This is a genomic window from Variovorax sp. P1_G12 (assembly GCF_056405555.1).
Map to the genome: position 1 here is coordinate 62,276 of NZ_JBFUBW010000007.1, position 16,414 is coordinate 78,689.

General features: G+C 68.2%; 14 protein-coding genes. 2 read left to right on the forward strand and 12 right to left on the reverse strand.

Translation table 11 applies throughout. The features are described from left to right. Positions 1–3 precede the first annotated feature (3 nt). The 3 genes from AC1D2O_RS09975 to tal all read right to left on the reverse strand — a co-directional run bounded on the left by AC1D2O_RS09975 (position 4) and on the right by tal (position 2,935). On the reverse strand, positions 4–354 hold the full coding sequence (locus tag AC1D2O_RS09975) for a DUF805 domain-containing protein (protein ID WP_478087982.1): 351 nt from the start codon (positions 352–354) through the stop codon (positions 4–6). Positions 355–431: 77 nt separating this feature from the next. Next, positions 432–1,988 carry a glucose-6-phosphate isomerase gene (gene pgi, locus AC1D2O_RS09980; protein ID WP_478156866.1) on the reverse strand — a complete coding sequence of 519 codons (1,557 nt, stop codon included), beginning with the start codon at positions 1,986–1,988 and terminating at the stop codon, positions 432–434. Further along, complete coding sequence (gene tal, locus AC1D2O_RS09985; protein WP_478156868.1) at positions 1,988–2,935, reverse strand: transaldolase; 948 nt, start codon at positions 2,933–2,935, stop codon at positions 1,988–1,990. Before tal ends, pgi begins: the two co-directional genes overlap by 1 nt. Positions 2,936–3,047: 112 nt before the next feature. On the opposite strand from tal, the gene AC1D2O_RS09990 reads away from it, so the two are divergent. Next, complete coding sequence (locus AC1D2O_RS09990) at positions 3,048–3,716, forward strand: lipocalin family protein (RefSeq protein ID WP_478087987.1); 669 nt, start codon at positions 3,048–3,050, stop codon at positions 3,714–3,716. On the opposite strand, the gene AC1D2O_RS09995 is transcribed toward AC1D2O_RS09990, so the two are convergent. Genes AC1D2O_RS09995 through AC1D2O_RS10010 form a run of 4 tightly spaced genes read right to left on the reverse strand, consistent with a single transcriptional unit; the run spans position 3,662 to position 8,616 of the window. Next, entirely contained in the window at positions 3,662–4,324 is a 663-nt protein-coding gene (locus AC1D2O_RS09995; RefSeq protein WP_478156870.1) for an HAD family hydrolase, read from the reverse strand. The genes AC1D2O_RS09990 and AC1D2O_RS09995 overlap by 55 nt on opposite strands. Next, a complete protein-coding gene (locus AC1D2O_RS10000; protein WP_478087991.1) occupies positions 4,321–5,367 on the reverse strand; it encodes an ABC transporter ATP-binding protein in 1,047 nt (348 codons plus the stop codon). The genes AC1D2O_RS09995 and AC1D2O_RS10000 overlap by 4 nt, the downstream gene beginning before the upstream one ends. A 14-nt stretch (positions 5,368–5,381) precedes the next feature. Beyond that, on the reverse strand, positions 5,382–7,592 hold the full coding sequence (locus AC1D2O_RS10005; protein WP_478156872.1) for an ABC transporter permease: 2,211 nt from the start codon (positions 7,590–7,592) through the stop codon (positions 5,382–5,384). 4 nt (positions 7,593–7,596) lie between these two features. Further along, complete coding sequence (locus tag AC1D2O_RS10010; protein WP_478087995.1) at positions 7,597–8,616, reverse strand: ABC transporter substrate-binding protein; 1,020 nt, start codon at positions 8,614–8,616, stop codon at positions 7,597–7,599. A 137-nt stretch (positions 8,617–8,753) separates the two neighbouring features. Here AC1D2O_RS10010 and zwf point away from each other — a divergent pair, with 137 nt between their 5' ends. Beyond that, positions 8,754–10,223: a glucose-6-phosphate dehydrogenase gene (gene zwf, locus AC1D2O_RS10015; protein ID WP_478087997.1), complete on the forward strand. Its 1,470-nt coding sequence runs from the start codon at positions 8,754–8,756 to the stop codon at positions 10,221–10,223. A 123-nt stretch (positions 10,224–10,346) separates the two neighbouring features. On the opposite strand, the gene AC1D2O_RS10020 is transcribed toward zwf, so the two are convergent. From AC1D2O_RS10020 to AC1D2O_RS10040, 5 genes are all read right to left on the reverse strand, one after another. Beyond that, on the reverse strand, positions 10,347–11,339 hold the full coding sequence (locus AC1D2O_RS10020; RefSeq protein WP_478156874.1) for an ABC transporter ATP-binding protein: 993 nt from the start codon (positions 11,337–11,339) through the stop codon (positions 10,347–10,349). Between the two features lie 114 nt (positions 11,340–11,453). Beyond that, positions 11,454–12,446 carry an ABC transporter ATP-binding protein gene (locus tag AC1D2O_RS10025; RefSeq protein ID WP_478088000.1) on the reverse strand — a complete coding sequence of 331 codons (993 nt, stop codon included), beginning with the start codon at positions 12,444–12,446 and terminating at the stop codon, positions 11,454–11,456. 16 nt (positions 12,447–12,462) lie between these two features. Continuing rightward, positions 12,463–13,374, reverse strand: coding sequence for an ABC transporter permease (locus AC1D2O_RS10030; protein WP_478156876.1), 912 nt, complete (start codon positions 13,372–13,374; stop codon positions 12,463–12,465). A gap of 158 nt (positions 13,375–13,532) precedes the next feature. Further along, positions 13,533–15,116, reverse strand: coding sequence for an ABC transporter substrate-binding protein (locus tag AC1D2O_RS10035; protein WP_478090551.1), 1,584 nt, complete (start codon positions 15,114–15,116; stop codon positions 13,533–13,535). A gap of 27 nt (positions 15,117–15,143) precedes the next feature. Further along, positions 15,144–16,400 (reverse strand): M20 aminoacylase family protein, encoded by a 1,257-nt coding sequence (locus tag AC1D2O_RS10040; protein ID WP_478090550.1) that lies wholly within the window; start codon positions 16,398–16,400, stop codon positions 15,144–15,146. Between the last annotated feature and the right edge of the window lie 14 nt (positions 16,401–16,414).

The following is a 16,414-nucleotide window of genomic DNA, read 5'->3' on the forward strand; positions in this document are numbered from 1 at the left end:
GGCTCAGACGCTGGCCGGCACGGGCGCGACGGGCGGCCCGTAGGCGTTCGATTCGGGCTGGCCCGGTTGAACCATGAAATAGAGCAGCACCAGGGTGCCGATCACCGGGATCAGCCCGAGCAACAGGAACCAGGCGCTTCTGCCGACGTCATGCAGGCGGCGCGCGCCGGCCGCGAGCAGCGGCAGCAGGAAGACCAGCACCACCAGGTAGTAGACGACCTCGTGGATGAAGCCGCCGACGAAGGCCACGACCACATAGGCCAGGATGAACCACCAGTACTCGGGCCGGCTCGCCCGGCCGGAAAAGTCGGTGTACTTGCGAAAGCAGGTCTGAACGGCCTGTTGAAAGTTCATGAACAACTCCTCTTGATGAGCCCCACGGGGAAATCCCGTGGTCATCATAGCCAGAGGCTACCGATCCTCGATGACGCTTATGCGCGCTGGCGCAGGCGCGCCAGCAGGCCGGCCGTGGAGGCATCCAGGCCCGCGGCATCGCCCGAGGCCAGGCGCGGCTCGATGTCCTTGGCCAGCACCTTGCCGAGCTCGACGCCCCACTGGTCGAAGCTGTTGATGCCCCACAGGGCGCCGCTGCTGAACACGCGATGCTCGTAGAGCGCGAGGAAGGCGCCCAGCGACTCCGGCGTCAGTTGCTCGAAGACGAAGAAGGTGCTGGGCCGGTTGCCCGGAAAATCCTTGTGGCCGCCGGCGTCGGACTGGCCGACCATCAGTGCCTGCGCCTGCGCCAGCGCATTGGCCAGCAGCTTGGCATGGTGGCCCGGCAGGTCGTGCGCGGCGTCGCGCACCGCAATGAACTCCAGCGGCGTCACGTCGGTGCCCTGGTGCAGCATCTGGAAGTAGGCGTGCTGGCCATTGGTGCCCGGTTCGCCCCAGAGCACCGGGGAAGTGCCGAAGGCCAGCGGCCGACCGTCCATGTCGACCCGCTTGCCGTTGCTTTCCATCTCGAGTTGCTGCAGGTAGGCCGGCAGGCGCTTGAGCGCGCTGTGGTACGGCGCGATGCTGCGGCTCGTGAACCGGTGGAAGTTGCGATACCAGGCGTCGAGCAAGCCCAGGCGCACGGGCAGGTTCTGCGCCAGCGGCGCGGTGCGGAAATGCTCGTCCATCGCGTGGGCGCCAGCCAGCAGGCCGCGAAAGCCCTCGGCCCCGATCGCCAGCGCGATCGGCAGCCCGATCGCCGACCACAGCGAATAGCGCCCACCGACCCAGTCCCAGAAGCCGAAGGTGGTCTCGATGCCGAAGGCCCGCGCCGCTTCGACGTTGGTCGTGAGCGCGGCGAAGTGACGCGCCACGTCGACGCCGCCCGACTGCTCGAACCAGCGCCGGGCCGACTGCGCATTGGTCATCGTCTCCGCGGTCGTGAAGGTCTTCGAGGCGATCAGGAACAGCGTGTGCTCGGGCGCCAATCCGCGCAGGATGCCGGCCAGCTCATGGCCGTCGACATTCGAGACGAAATGGAAGCGCTTGCCCGGCGCCGCGAACTGCGCGAGCGCCAGCACCGCCATCTGCGGCCCGAGGTCGGAGCCGCCGATGCCGATGTTGACCACGTCGGTGATCGTGTGGTCGGCGCGAACCTCCTCGGCATAGGCGAGCATCGCGGCCAGCGTGGACTGCACCTCGCCGAAGGGGCCCGCCAGCGCCCCGGTCGCCGGTTCGGAAGGCGGCCGCCTGAGCAGGGTGTGGAGCACCGCACGGTCTTCGGTGACGTTGATGTGCCGGCCCGCGAACATCGCGTCCCGGTGCGCCTCGAGCCCGCACTCGCGCGCCAGCGCCAGCAGCAGTTCCTCGGTCCGGGCATCGACCAGGTTCTTCGACAGGTCGGCGAAAACGAAGGGCGCGGACTGGCTCAGCGTCTCGAAGCGCTTCGGGTCGGCGGCGAAAGCCTCGCGCAGCGTGAAGCGCCGGCCCGCTTCGTCGTAGTGTGCCTGCAGCGCACCCCAGGCCTTCGTCTGGTCGCAGCGAACGCGTGTCATCACGCCTCCATCAGTTTTTCGAGCTTCACGGCGTCGGCGGCGAAGGCGCGGATGCCTTCGGCCAGCTTCTCGGTGGCCATCGCGTCCTCGTTCAACGCGTAGCGGAAGGCGGCCTCGTCGAGCACGACCTTCGGAATCTCGAGGCGTTTCGCCGCTTCGGCGTCGAGCGCGTGCGCGAGCGGCGCCTCGCCGGCGGCCAACTCGGCCAGCAACTCAGGGCTGATGGTCAGCAGGTCGCAGCCGGCCAGTGCGGCGATCTGGCCGACGTTGCGGAAGCTGGCCCCCATCACCTCGGTCGCGATGCCGTTCTTCTTGTAGTAGTCGAAGATCTGGCGCACCGATTTCACGCCCGGATCGTTGGCTCCGGCGTTGGCGGCCTCGTCCCATTGGCCGCCCTGCGACTTCTTGTGCCAGTCGTAGATCCGGCCGACGAAAGGCGAGATCAGTTGCACCCCGGCCGCGCCGCAGGCCACGGCCTGGGCGAACGAGAACAGCAGCGTCAGGTTGCAATGGATGCCCTTCTGCTCGAGCTGGCGAGCCGCCTCGATGCCTTCCCAGGTGGAGGCGATCTTGATCAGCACGCGCTGGCCGACATCGATGTCCTGCTCCCGATAGAGCGCCACGATGCGCTCGGCGCGGGCGATGGTGGCCTGCGTGTCGAAGCTCAGCCGCGCATCCACCTCGGTCGACACCCGGCCCGGGATGATCGACAGGATCTCGGTGCCGAAGCGCACCAGCAGGCGGTCGATCACCTCGTCGATCGGCGCGCCCTTGTGCTTCTTCACCACCTCGTCCAGCAAGGGACGGTAGTCGGCCTTCTGGACCGCCTTCAGGATCAGCGACGGATTGGTGGTCGCGTCCCGTGGCTTGAACTGGGCGAGCTGGCGGAAATCACCGGTGTCTGCAACCACGGTGGTCCATTGGCGGAGGGCGTCGAGTTGGTTCATGCGGCCATTATCCCGCCGCAGCACTACGTGGCGTGTGGTCCCTGGCTGACGCGACGCCGGCGCGCAGGCGTCTAGTCTCGTGTTTCGATTGGTCGCCTCCCGGAGGAATCCCATGTCATTTCGCGCCCACCCTGCACCACCGCCGGCCGCTTTCGACGGTCGCGCCCACAACGCCTCGATCGGCACCCTGGCGGCCGCCTTCTGCGTCGGCGGCGTCGTGACGCTGCTGGCACTCTCCAGCACCCGTACGGCGCGCGTCGAGGCGATCGCCGGCCCGGCGGACGGCGCGCCGCTGATGCGCGCACCGCTCCAGGTGGTGGCCCCGGTCGACCTCAAGCGCTATGCCGGCCTGTGGCACGAGCAGGCACGCCTGCCCAACCGATTCGAGGCATGGTGCACCGGCCCCGTGACGGCCGAATACACCCCGCTGGCCGACGGCACCGTGGAGGTGCGCAACCGCTGCATCCTGGCGAACGGCCGTGTCGATGAAACCGTGGGGTTTGCGCGCGTGGTGCCGGTCGCCGGCCAGCCCGGCGCCGGCCGGTTCGAGGTGCGCTTCGCGCCCGAGTGGCTCGGCTGGCTGCCGCTGGTGTGGGGCGACTACTGGATCCTGAAGCTCGATCGCGACTACCAGGTGGCGCTGATCGGCACGCCGAACCGCCAGTCCCTGTGGGTGCTCTCGCGCGAGCCTCGGCTCGACGGCGCCGCGCTCCAGGCCGAACTCGACTACGCCCGCACGCTGGGCTTCGACGTCGACAGGGTCGAACTGAGCGGCAGGTAGGCGGCGAGCTGCGCCGGCAAGGCGCTCGGCCGCTCGCAATGGATGGCCGTCCAGCCGAGCTCTCGCGCCGCCAGCACGTTGGCCGGCGAGTCGTCGATGAAGACGGTCTGCGGGGCCGCCAGCCGGTACCGCGTCGCCAACAGCTCGTAGATTTCACGCTGCGGCTTGATCATGCGCACATCACCCGAGAAGATGCCGCCGTCGAACCACTGGAAGAACGGATGGCGGTACTCCAGCACCCGCGCATAGGGCGAGGGCATGTTCGACAGGTAGTACAGCCGCAGGTCCTCGCCCGCGTCCCGGCGCCCCCGCAGCCCCGCCAGCAGTTCCACCGTGACCGCGATCGGTTCGAGCCGCTCGCCCATCGGCGCCAGCACCTCGCTGAGCCGGTCGGCCGGCAGCGCGAGGCGCAGCGCCATGCGGCCGATGGCGTCATCGAGGCTGTGGGTGCCGCGATCGAAGCCCAGCCAGTCCTCGTGATGGAACATCTGCCGCGCCAGCGCGTGCGCGGCGTCCGCCGTCGGGGCGTGGGGCGCCAGTTGGGTTTGAACCAGGGCCACGGGCTCCCAGCTCAGGAGCACGGCTCCAAGATCGAAAACGACATTCATGCGGTCACGGGTACGACGGAAACGCCATGGCTGGCGAGGGACAGGGTGGTCTGCGCGCCGGCGGCCAGGGGTCGCGCGAGGTCGCTCGACACCACGAACACCGGGCCCAGCGCGGTGTCGAAAGCATATTCGTAAAAGCTGCCGAGGTAGGCCGACTTGCGCAGGGTCGCGGGCAGGCCGATGGCGGCGCCGATCACCCAGGCCTCGGGCCGCACCGCGACCTTGACGAAGCCCGGCGGCAGGTCGTGGCGCGGCGTCAGGGTCAAGGGGCCCAGCTCGACCCGGCCGTCGGGCTGCGCGAGCGCCGGGAACACCATCGCCTCGCCCATGAAACCGGCCACGAATTCGCTCGACGGATGGCCGTAGAGCTGCTCGGGCGTGCCCTGCTGCGCAATCACGCCGTGGTCCATCACGATGATCTGGTCGCTGACCGCGAGCGCCTCGCTCTGGTCGTGCGTGACGTAGGCGACGGTCAACCGCAGGCGCTGCTGCAGGCTGCGGATCTCCTCGCGCATCTCGCGGCGCAGGCGGGCGTCGAGGTTGGAGAGCGGCTCGTCGAACAGCAGCACGGCCGGCTCGAGCACCAGCGCGCGCGCCAGCGCCACGCGCTGCTGCTGGCCGCCCGACAGCTCGCTCGGCAGGCGTTCGTCGAAGTCGACCAGCCCGACGCCCCGGAGCGCCTCGCGGGCGCGCGCCGCGGCCTCGGCCTTGCGCACCCCGCTCATCTTCAGGCCATAGCCCACGTTCTCGATCACGTTCATGTGCGGGAACAGGGCATAGCTCTGGAACATCATGCTGACGTTGCGTTCGGCCGGCCCCAGCGTGGTGACGTCGCGGCCGCCCATCAGGATCGCGCCCGAGGTCGGCGACTCGAGCCCGGCGATCATGCGCAGCGTGGTCGTCTTGCCGCAGCCCGAGGGCCCGAGGATGGTGGTCAGCGTGCCCTCGGGCACCTCGAAGCTGATGCCTTTGACGGCCAGCGGTGCGCGCGCGTCGCTGCCGTAGCGCTTGGTGACGTTGCGCAGTTCGATGCCTTGGCTCATAGGTGTTCCCGTGTTCAGTGTGCGGCGACCACGATGCTGGGTGCACCCTGCTTGCGTCGCCCCAGCTTGCGCTCGCCCACCAGCATCTGCACCGCCGCGATCGCGATCGACATCAGGATCATCAGCACGGTGCAGTAGGCCAGCGCGACACCGTAGTCGCCGTTGCCGACGCGGCCGATGATGTAGGTGGTGGCGAGTTCGTTCTCGGCCGTGACCAGGAAGATCACCGCGCTCACCGTGGTCATCGCGCGCACGAAACTGTAGACCAGCGCGGCCACCAGCGCCGGCTTCAGGAGCGGCAGCACCACCTGGAACAGCGTCTGCGAGGTCGAGGCGCGCAGCATCAGCGAGGCCTCGTCGAGCGAACGGTCGAGCTGCTTGAAGGCCGCCGTGCCGGCGCGCACGCCGACCGGCAGGTTCCGGAACATGAAGCACAGCACGATGATGAGACCGGTGCCGGTGAGCTCCAGCGGCGGCACGTTGAAGGCGAGGATGTAGCTCACGCCCAGCACGGTGCCGGGAATGGCGAAGGCCAGCAGCGCCGCGAATTCGAAGGCGCCCTGCCCCTTGAACTCGTTGCGCGCCAGCAGCCAGGCGATCAGCAGGCCGAGCCCCGCGGTCAGCGGCGCCGAGATGCCGGCCAGCTTGACCGTGGTGATCAGCGAGTTCCAGGCGGTACCGGCCCACACCAGACCGAACTGTCCCCATTCGAGTGCGAACGCGGTCTTGAAGTGGTTGAGCGTGAAGCTGTAGTCGCGGCCCCAGGTCTGGACGAAGCCGCCCGCGAAGGCGAACAGGTAGACCACCACGGTGAAGGCGATCCACGGCAGCGCGACGCAGTAGATGGTGCGGCGCACGCCGTCGGGCAACGCCATCGCGATGCCGGCGTCGCCCTTGCCGCTGACCGTCGTGTAGTTCTGCCTGCCGAGCACCGCGCGCTGGAGCGCGAAGACACCGAGCGCGAAGATCGTCAGCACCCAGGCCAGCGAGGCAGCGCGGCCCTGGTCGTACTGCGCGCCGACGATGGCGAAGAAGATGTCGGTCGACAGCACCGAGAACTGGCCGCCCACCACCACCGGGTTGCCGAAGTCCGCGATGCTCTCGATGAAGCCGACCAGGAAGGCGTTCGCGAGCCCCGGCTTGACCAGCGGCAGCGTGACCGTGAAAAAAGCGCGGCGCCGGTCGGCGCGCAGCATCTGCGCGGCTTCCTCGAGGCTCGGCGAGACGCCCTGCACCACGCCGCGCATGATCATGAAGGCGATCGGCGTGAAGGCGAAGAGCTGCGCCACCAGCACACCCGGCATGCCGTAGAACCAGCGCGTCGGCTCGATGCCGAAGGCGCTCTCGAGCAGCTGGTTGACGACGCCGGCGCGCCCGAACAGCAGGATCAGGCCGAGCCCGACCACGAACGGCGGCGTGATGATCGGCAGCAGCGCCAGCACCCGCAGCGGTCCCTGCCAGCGGCGGCTGCCGCGCTCGGCCATCAGCGCCATCAGGGTGCCGAGGAAGGTGGTGCCGGTGGCCGTGAGCAGGGCCAGCACCAGCGTGTTCCAGGCCACGCCGCAGCGCACGCCGCCCGCCAGGCAGCCCAGGCCCCAGACGCGCTCGGTGCCGATGCGCGCCAGGAAGGCCGCCATCGACGCGCGGCCATCCTCGTCGAGGAAGGCCCCGCCCAGCGCCTTGCTCACGGGGTAGGCAATGAACAGCGCCATCAGCACGCCGCAGCCGATCACCGCGCCGGACACGAACAGGTCGCCCTTGAAGAATCCCAGCCGCGCCAGCCCGAAGGCGGCCAGCAGGATCAGCGCCGAGAGCGCGATGAAGCCGCCCGCGCCGATGCCGAACTGGTTGACCGGCAGTTCGCCGAGTTGCGCGTTGAGGAAGGGAAAGCTCCAGCCGCGGGCGCCGATCAGGAAGCCGCTGAGCGACAGTCCGACGGCCCCCACGGCGCCGCCCACGAGCAGCACCCGGCCCTGAGTGCGTCCGGCCTGCAACAGGCCGCCGAGGCCACAGATGCCGAGGCCGATGAGGCCGATCCAGAGCCAGCCGCGGCCCTGCAGCAGCGCCTGCATCAGGCCATTGGCGCCTTCGCCGGAGCCGAAGACCTGCGGGATCGCCTCCCACCAGCCGGTGTCCTGGATCGCATACCAGGGCAGCACAAGGTAGCCCAGCAGCCCCGCCGCGATGCAGGCCCAGACCGGGGCATTGGGGCGCCGTGACCGCATGCTGTCAGCGCGGCAGCGAGTTGACGTCCTTCTCCCAGCGCGCGATCAGCCGCTTGCGTTCGGTGCTGGCGCCGTACTTGGCGTAGTCGTAGTCGATCATCTTGATCTTCTTGAAGTCCGGCACGTTGGCATCGACCGGCGTCGCCTTGTTGGACGGCAGCTGGAACTGCTTGGCCGCGGCGCCGAAAGTCTGGGCCTGCGGCGTCAGCGCCCACTCATAGAACTTCTTGGCCTCGGCCAGGTTGCGCGCGCCCTTCACGATGCTCATCGAGCCGATCTCGGCCCCGGTGCCTTCGGACGGCGTCACGGTCTCGACCGGAAAGCCCTGCATCTTCTCCTGTGGCGCGTCGTGGACGAAGCTGATCGACACCGCGGTCTCGCCGCGCGCCACCGCCTTGATCGGGCCGGTGCCCGAGCGCGTGTACTGGCCGACATTGCGGTGCAGCCCCTTGAGGTAGTCGAAGGCCTTGTCTTCGCCCATCAATTGCACCAGCGTCGCGATCATGGTGTAGGCGGTACCGCTGGAGGCCGGGTTGGCCACCTGGATGTCGCCCTTGTACTCGGGCTTCAACAGGTCGGCCCAGCTGCGCGGCACAGCCAGCTTCTTTTTCTTCAGCAGCTCGGTGTTGTAGCCGAAGCCCAGCGGGCCGGAGTAGATGCCGACCGTCTTGTAGCCCGACTGCTGGGCCTGCTGCTGGGCCCACGGGTAGAGCTGCGGCAGGCTGGGCGACTTGTACTCGAGCGTCAGGCCCGATTCGGCGGCCTGCAGGTGCGGGTCGCCGGTGCCGCCGAACCAGACGTCGGTCTTGGGGTTGTCCCGCTCGGCGATCAGTTGCGCCAGCGCCTCGCCCGAGCCCTTGAGCGCCATGTTGAGCTTGACGCCGGTGGTGCGCGCATACACCGTGGCGATCATGTTGCACCACTCGGCCTGCACCGAGCAGATCACGTTGACGGTCTGGGCCGACGCGGCGCCCGAAGCGCCCAGCAGCGCAGCCGCCGCGGACATCACGAAAATTCTCTTCATCAGGACCCTGCTCAAGCGTAATAAGGTCCTCCCTGTTTCATATGAGCTTAGCCTGGAGCGAGGATGGCAACGATCGGTACAAGTACCATTCGCTGGCAAGCTTCATGCTCGACTCCCTCAACAACACGGATGTATCCATGAGTTTCGACCTCGTCCTCTTTGGCGGCACTGGCGACCTCGCGTGGCGCAAGCTGATGCCGGCCCTGTTCCAGGCCTTCCGCCACGGCAGCCTGCCCGAGGGCGGACGCATCATCGGGGTGGCGCGCGACGAGCTGACCGACGACGCCTACCGCGAGCTGATCCGGTCACGCTTCGCCGCGGTCGAGGGCGCCAAGCGGCCGACGCCCGAGGAGTTCAAGAAGTTCGCCTCGATGCTGTACTTCCTGCGCATGGACCTGTCGAAGCCCGAGGACTACGCCCGGCTCGCCGAGCTGCTCAAGACGCGCAACGCAGGCACGGTCGTGATGTACCTGGCCACCGCGCCGGGGCTCTTCACGCAGGTGGTCGAGCAGATCGCCGCCGCCGGGCTCAACGGCCCGCAGACGCGGCTGGTGCTCGAGAAGCCGCTGGGCCACGACCTGGCGTCGAACCGCGCGATCAACAAGGCGGTGCGCGAGGTGCTGTCCGAGCAGCAGGTGTTCCGCATCGACCACTACCTCGGCAAGCCCTCGGTGCAGAACCTGTTCGCGATGCGTTTCGGCAATGCGCTGTTCGAGCCGATCTGGCGCCGCGAGTACATCGCCAACGTCCAGATCACGATCGCCGAAGACCTCGGGGTCGAAAAGCGCGGTGCCTTCTACGACCAGACCGGTGCCCTGCGCGACATGGTGCAGAACCATGCGCTGCAGCTGGTCTGCGCGATCGGCATGGAGCCGCCGATCAACGCCCACGCCGATGCGATCCGCGACGAGAAGCTCAAGGTGCTGCGGGCGCTGAAACCGTGGACCGCCGAATCCATCGGCCTGCACGCGATCCGCGGCCAGTACGTCGCCGGCACGGCCTACGGTGAGCGGGTGCCCGGCTACCGCGACGAGCCCGGCGTCGACCCCGAGAGCCGCACCGAGACCTTCGTCGCGCTGCGCACCGAGATCGCCAACTGGCGCTGGGCCGGCGTGCCGCTCTACATCCGCACCGGCAAGCGGCTGGCCTCGCGCGATGCGCGCATCGAGGTCAACTTCCGCGAGACCCCGCACGCGATCTACCGCGCCCCCACGAACGCGGTCAACAAGCTGGTGATCAACCTGCAGCCCAAGGACGGGCTCGAACTCCATATGCTGGCCCAGGCCCAGGACAACCGCCAGCGCAACGGCAACCGGCAGGCCGGCCCGCAACTCGCGCCGGTGCAGCTCGACCTCGACTTCGACAAGCGCTTCGGCACCGAGCGCGTGGGCGCCTACGAACGGCTGCTGCTCGACGTCATCGACGGCCGGCTGAACCTGTTCGTGCGCAGCGACGAGCAGGAAGAGGCCTGGCGCTGGGTCGAGCCGCTGATCGACAGCTGGGCTTCGGATGGCGCGCCACGACCCTACGCCGCCGGCACCTGGGGCCCCAGCGCATCGAGCGCGATGATCGCAAGAGACGGCTACGCCTGGGGCGAAGAGCAATAGCTGTGGCCGGCGCAGCCAGGCCCGTTGGTGAAACACCGCGGAACCGGCTTTGCCGGGCCGCTGGTGTTGCCCCCGGTAGGGGGTGGGCGGGCTACACGCAGTGAGCCCAACCTGGGGGCGAGCCTAATCTCTGTTTTCTTCCACGGCGTGGCAGGCTACTTGGACGCCGCGCAGCATCTGCAGCGGCGGCCGCTCCACCTTGCAGCGCTCGTTGGCCAGCGGACAGCGCGGATGGAAGGTACAGCCGGTGGGCGGGTTCAACGGGTTCGGCACCTCGCCCTGCACCGGCGTGCGCCGGCGGCCTGTGTGCTTCATCTGCGGGATCGCATCGAGCAGCATGCGGGTGTAGGGGTGCTGCGGCGACGCGAAGAGCTGCGGCTTGTCCGCCACCTCGACCAGCCGCCCCAGGTACATCACGCCGACCTGGTCGGCCACATGCCGCACCACGGCGAGGTTGTGCGAGATGAAGAGGTAGGTCAGCCCCTGCTCGCGCTGCAGGTCCTTCATGATGTTGAGCACCTGCGCCTGCACGCTGACGTCGAGCGCCGAGGTCGGCTCGTCGCAGACCAGGAACTCGGGCTGGGTGGCGAGCGCTCGCGCGATCGAGATCCGCTGCCGCTGGCCGCCCGAGAACTGGTGCGGGTACTTCACCATGTCGAGCGGGCTCAGGCCGACCGACTGCAGCAGTTCGCCCACGCGCGCCTTGAGTGCCGGCCCCTCCTTCAGGAGACCATGCTCGAGCAGCGGCTCGCCGACGATCGCCTCGACGATCCAGCGCGGGTTGAGGCTCGCATAGGGATCCTGGAAGATCATCTGGATGCGCCGGCGCAGCACGCGCCCTGCGGCGGTCTTGAACGCGGCGTGCGCATCCTGGCCATCGAAGCGCATGCCGCCTCGCGTCGGCTCGTACAGGCCGACCAGCAGCCGCGCCACCGTGCTCTTGCCGCAGCCGGACTCGCCGACCAGCGCCAGCGTCTTGCCGCGCTCGATCGAGAAGCTCACGCCGTCGACCGCCTTCAGCAGCACCCGGGGCTTGCGCTCGAGCACCCGGTTGAGCCAGGGCGGCGAGACGTCGAAGTTCTTGGCCAGATCGTGGGCCTGCACCAATGCTGTCATTCGATCACCTCCGCGCTGCACGCTACGGTATTCGCCTTGGGAGCGGCCCGGCGGCTCATTCGATCACCTCCGCGCTGCGCGCTGCGGTATTCGCCTTGGGAGCGGCCCGGCGGCTCATGCTGCACCTCCGTAAGCCGGCGAGGCGCTGTGCACCTCGTGCAGCCAGCAGGCCGCGCGGGTCGCGCCGGCGTCGAACAGGTCGGGCCGCTCCACCAGGCAATGGTCGAACACGCGCGGGCAGCGCGGGTTGTAGGCGCAGCCGCGCGGAATCGCATTGAGGCGCGGCATCGCGCCGTCGATCTGGTTCAGCCGTTCGCGGTCCATCGACATGTCGGGAATGGCGGCCATCAGGCCCGAGGTATAGGGATGGGCGGGCTGATGGATCACTTCGTGTACCGGCCCGATCTCGGCCACCCGGCCCGCATACATCACGGCCACGCGGTCGCAGGTTTCGGCGATCACGCCCATGTCGTGCGTGATCAGCATCACAGCGGCGCCGCGCTCCTTGCAGATGCCCTTGAGCAGTTGAATGATCTGGGCCTGGATCGAGACATCGAGCGCCGTGGTCGGCTCGTCGGCGACGATCAGCTTCGGCTCGGCCGCCAGCGCCAGGGCGATCACCACGCGCTGGCGCATGCCGCCCGAGAACTGGTGCGGGTAGTGGTCGATGCGCTGGGCCGCCGCCGGAATGCCGGTGTCCTGCAAGAGGCCGATGGCGCGCCGGCGCGCCTCGTCCTCGCTCACCGGCAGGTGCGTGCGGATGGTTTCGATCAGTTGCCGGCCGATCGTGTACAGCGGGTTCAGGGAAGTCAGCGGGTCCTGGAAGATCGCGCCGATCTTGCGTCCGCGGATGTGGCGCATCGCCTCGTGGCCGAGGTTGTCGATGCGCTGGCCTTCGAGCAGGATCTCGCCCGCCGCCACGCGGCCCGGCGGTTCGAGCAGGCCGATGATGGCCGCGCCGGTCAGCGACTTTCCCGCGCCCGACTCGCCCACCACGCCGAGGATCTCGCCCGGGGCGATCTCGAAGGAGATGTCGTCGAGCGCACGCAGGGTGCCGCGGCGGTGCGGGAATTCGACGACCAGGTTCTTGACTTGCAAGAGACTCATGTGCGGTGCTCCACCTTCAGCGCAAACGCGGGTTCAAAGCATCGCGCAGCCAGTCGCCGAGCAGGTTCACGCTGAGCGCGATCAGCACCAGCATCGCGCCCGGGAACACCGTGATCCACCATTCACCCGAGAACAGGTAGTCGTTGCCGACGCGGATGAGCGTGCCCAGCGACGGCGAGGTCGGCGGCACGCCGACGCCCAGAAAGGACAGAGTGGCTTCGGTGATGATCGCGGTCGCGACCTGGATCGTCGCCAGCACCATCACCGGACCCATCACGTTCGGCAGCACATGGCGCACCATGATGCGCCAGGGCGAGACACCGGTCACGCGCGCCGCCTGCACGTATTCCTTGCTGCGCTCGACCAGCGTCGAGCCGCGCACGGTGCGCGCGTACTGCACCCAGCCGGTCATCGAGATCGCGACGATCAGCACGCCGAAGGCCACCGAGGTCGGCGCATCGGGAAACAGCGCCCGACCGACGCCGGCCATCAGCAAGGCGATGAGGATCGGCGGGAACGACAGCATGACATCGCAGACGCGCATCAGGAAGGCATCGAGCCAGCCGCCCCAGAAGCCGGCGAGCAGTCCGAGCAGCACGCCGACCACGACCGAGAGCACCACCGACACCAGGCCGACGATGAGCGAGATGCGTGCGCCGTAGATCACGGCCGAAAGAATGTCGCGGCCCTGGTCGTCGGTGCCCAGCAGGTATTTGGAAGAGCCCTCCGCGCTCCAGGCCGGCGGCAGGCGCGCATCGCCGAGCTCGAGCAGTGCGAGGTCGAAGGGATTGTGCGGCGTCACCCAACCGGCGAACACCGCAGCGAACAGACAGGCGAAAGCGATCGCAGCGGCCAACATCGCGACCGGCGAACTGCGGAAGCTGTGTCCGACATCGCTGTCGAGCCAGCGGGCTAGAGTTTTTTTCATCGAGGAGCGGAAAGAAGGCGCCTATTGGCCAGAGGAGATCAGGCCGGCGCCGGGCCGCCAGCGCGGCGAAGTCCGCGCTTCGCTCTGGCGGGCGGCCTGCGACTGCCCCCTCGGGGGGCAGCGAGTACACGCAGTGACGGAGCGTGGGGGCTCATGTACTAAGGCTTGATGCTCATCCACTTGAAGTACATGAAGTTGTCGGCCAACTGCGTCAGCTCGACCTTCTTGCTCACGCCCCAGGCCAGCGACTGCTGGTGCAGCGGCAGATGACCGACGTCGTCCGCATGGATCGCGAACGCTTCCTTGATCAGCTCGTTGCGCTTGCCCTTGTCGCTCTCGGACTGGATCTTCTTGGTCAGCTCGTCGAGCTTGGGATTGCAGTAGGCGCCCAGATTGAACTGCCCGGTGCCCTTGTCGTCCGGGCACGCGGTCAACGACGACAGCGCGTTGTGTGCGTCGTAGGTGGTCGGGGTCCAGCCGAGCATGTAGAAGCTGGTGTCGCGGCGCAGGATCTTCGGGAAGTAGGTGCCCTTGGTCTCGGTTGCGAGATTGATCTTGACGCCGATCTTCGCCAGGTTCGACGCGATGCTCTGGCAGATCTGGCCGTCGTTCACGTAGCGGTCGTTCGGACAGTTCATCGTGACCTCGAAGCCGTTCGGGTAGCCGGCTTCGGTCAGCAGCTTCTTGGCGGCGTCGACATCGTAGGACGGGCGCTTGTCCTGCTCGGCGGTCCAGCCGTTGACGCCGGGGCCCACCAGCAGGGCCGTCGGGCGCGAGGCGCCGCGCATCACGGTCTTCTGGATGCCGACGATATCGATCGCCTGGTAGAAGGCCTGGCGCACGCGCTTGTCCTTGAACGGGTTCTTGCCCTTGACGCTGGAGTACTGCAGTTCGTCGCGCTTCTGGTCCATGCCCAGGAAGATCGTGCGCAGCTCGGGGCCGGCGATCACGCGCGCGTTCGGGCTCGCCGTGATGCGCGCGATGTCCTGCACCGGCACCGGTTCCATCACGTCGACCTGGCCGGACACCAGGGCGGCGACGCGGGTCGCGGGATTGGCGATCGGCGTGAAGATGACTTCCTGCGCGTTGCCCTCGATCTTGCCCCAGTAGGTGGCGTTGCGGGTGAACACGGTGCGAACGTCGGGCTGGCGCTCGCGCACGCGGAAGGGCCCGGTGCCGTTGGCCTTGAACGAGGCCGTGTTCTCGATGCCCTTGCGCTTGTCGACCGGCTTGGCGGCGCCGTTCTCCTCGCACCACTTCTTGCTCATGATCATGGTCAGCGAGATCACGTCGGGCAGGATCGGGAACGCGCCGGCGGTCTCGATCTCGACCGCATGGCTGTCGACCTTGCGCACTTCCTTGATGTCGCTCAGCGTGGCCTTCATGTCGGAGCCGTCGCCCTTGGCGCGTGCGAAGCTGAAGACCACGTCGTCCGCCGTGAACGGCGTGCCGTCGTGGAATTGAACCCCCTTGCGCAGTTCGAAGCGCCACACGTTCGGCGAGGTCTGCTTCCAGCTCGTCGCCAGCAGCGGCGCCAGGCTCAGGTCCTTGTTGCGCCCGGTCAGCGTCTCGTAGACGTTGGCGGCCACGCTGAGCTGCAGCGATTCGTTGAGCGAGTGCGGATCGAGCGACAGTGCATCGCCCTGGTTCGCGATCCGAATGGTTTGCGCGCCAGCCATCAGGCTCGCGGTCGCCAGCACGGACAGGATCGCGGCCGCGACCACACTTTTCTTCAGACTCATGAGAAGCACTCCTCGGGTTGAAATGACTCAGGATGCCGTCGACGAGACGGTCCTGGTTCCTGTTTTGCCGGCCTTGGCGGCCAGCGGCATGCCCTGCTCGACCAGGCCCGCGTGCAAGGCGGCGCCCAACGGCAGGATCTCGTCGTTGAAATCGTATTTGCTGTTGTGCAGGAAGGCGCCGCCCCGGGCGTCCTGGCCGATGCGCAGGTAGGCACCGGACTTCTTCTGCAACATGAAGGAGAAGTCCTCGGCGCCCATGCTCGGCTCCATGTTGCGCTCGACGTTGTGCGCACCCACCAGGGACTGCGCGACGTCGCCCGCGAACACGGCCTCGGGCGCGGAGTTGATGGTGGCCGGATAGATGCGCTCGAACCTCACCTGGGCGGTGGCGCCGAAGCCCGCGGCCACCGCGCTGCACAGTTCCGACAGCCGCCGCTCGACCTGCTCCTGCACACGGGAGCTGAAGGTGCGCACCGTGCCGACCAGCGTCGCCTTGCCCGGCACCACGCTCATCGCCCCGAGGTCGCCCGCCTGCACGGCGCAGATGCTGACGACCGCAGCGTCGATCGGCCGCACGTTGCGCGACACGATGCTCTGCACCGCCGTGATGATGTGCGCCGAGACCACCACCGGGTCGACCGTCAGGTAGGCATGCGCGCCGTGGCCGCCCTTGCCCTCGACGTCGATCGTGATGCGGTCGGCGGCCGCCATCATCGCGCCGCGATTGATGCCGACCGTGCCGGCCGGCATGCCGGGCCAATTGTGCATCGCGTAGACCGAGTCGACCGGGAAGCGGTCGAACAGGCCGTCCTCGATCATCACGCGGGCGCCGGCGAAGCCCTCCTCGCCGGGCTGGAAGATGAGCACCGCGGTGCCGTCGAAGTTGCGGGTCTCGGCCAGGTAGCGCGCGGCGCCGACCAGCATCGCGGTGTGGCCGTCATGCCCGCAGCCGTGCATCAGGCCGTGCTTTGCCGAGCGCCATTCGAAGTCGTTGTCCTCGCACATCGGCAGGGCGTCCATGTCGGCCCGCAGGCCGATCATGCGGCCGCTGGCCGTCGAGCGGCCACGGATCACGCCGACCAGGCCGGTCTTGCCGATGCCCGTGTGAATCTCGTCCACGCCGCACGCCTTCAGGGCCTCCCGGACACGGCCCGCGGTATAGATCTCCTCGAATCCGAGTTCGGGATGCGCATGCAGATCGCGCCGGAAAGCGGTCAGCTCCGGATAGAAACGGGCGATGTGCGCGAAGGGCCTGCCGGCCGCCTGGAGTCGGGATTCAGTCATTTCGATTTTCTTCG

Coding starts and splice junctions, on each gene's coding strand:
- zwf (WP_478087997.1), top strand. CDS start 8,754: ATGAGTTTCGACCTCGTCCTCTTTGGCGGCACTGGCGACCTCGCGTGG.
- AC1D2O_RS10020 (WP_478156874.1), bottom strand. CDS start 11,339: ATGACAGCATTGGTGCAGGCCCACGATCTGGCCAAGAACTTCGACGTC.
- tal (WP_478156868.1), bottom strand. CDS start 2,935: ATGAACCAACTCGACGCCCTCCGCCAATGGACCACCGTGGTTGCAGAC.
- AC1D2O_RS10010 (WP_478087995.1), bottom strand. CDS start 8,616: ATGAAGAGAATTTTCGTGATGTCCGCGGCGGCTGCGCTGCTGGGCGCT.
- AC1D2O_RS09995 (WP_478156870.1), bottom strand. CDS start 4,324: ATGAATGTCGTTTTCGATCTTGGAGCCGTGCTCCTGAGCTGGGAGCCC.
- AC1D2O_RS09990 (WP_478087987.1), top strand. CDS start 3,048: ATGTCATTTCGCGCCCACCCTGCACCACCGCCGGCCGCTTTCGACGGT.
- AC1D2O_RS10000 (WP_478087991.1), bottom strand. CDS start 5,367: ATGAGCCAAGGCATCGAACTGCGCAACGTCACCAAGCGCTACGGCAGC.
- AC1D2O_RS10025 (WP_478088000.1), bottom strand. CDS start 12,446: ATGAGTCTCTTGCAAGTCAAGAACCTGGTCGTCGAATTCCCGCACCGC.
- AC1D2O_RS09975 (WP_478087982.1), bottom strand. CDS start 354: ATGAACTTTCAACAGGCCGTTCAGACCTGCTTTCGCAAGTACACCGAC.
- pgi (WP_478156866.1), bottom strand. CDS start 1,988: ATGACACGCGTTCGCTGCGACCAGACGAAGGCCTGGGGTGCGCTGCAG.
- AC1D2O_RS10035 (WP_478090551.1), bottom strand. CDS start 15,116: ATGAGTCTGAAGAAAAGTGTGGTCGCGGCCGCGATCCTGTCCGTGCTG.
- AC1D2O_RS10040 (WP_478090550.1), bottom strand. CDS start 16,400: ATGACTGAATCCCGACTCCAGGCGGCCGGCAGGCCCTTCGCGCACATC.
- AC1D2O_RS10005 (WP_478156872.1), bottom strand. CDS start 7,592: ATGCGGTCACGGCGCCCCAATGCCCCGGTCTGGGCCTGCATCGCGGCG.
- AC1D2O_RS10030 (WP_478156876.1), bottom strand. CDS start 13,374: ATGAAAAAAACTCTAGCCCGCTGGCTCGACAGCGATGTCGGACACAGC.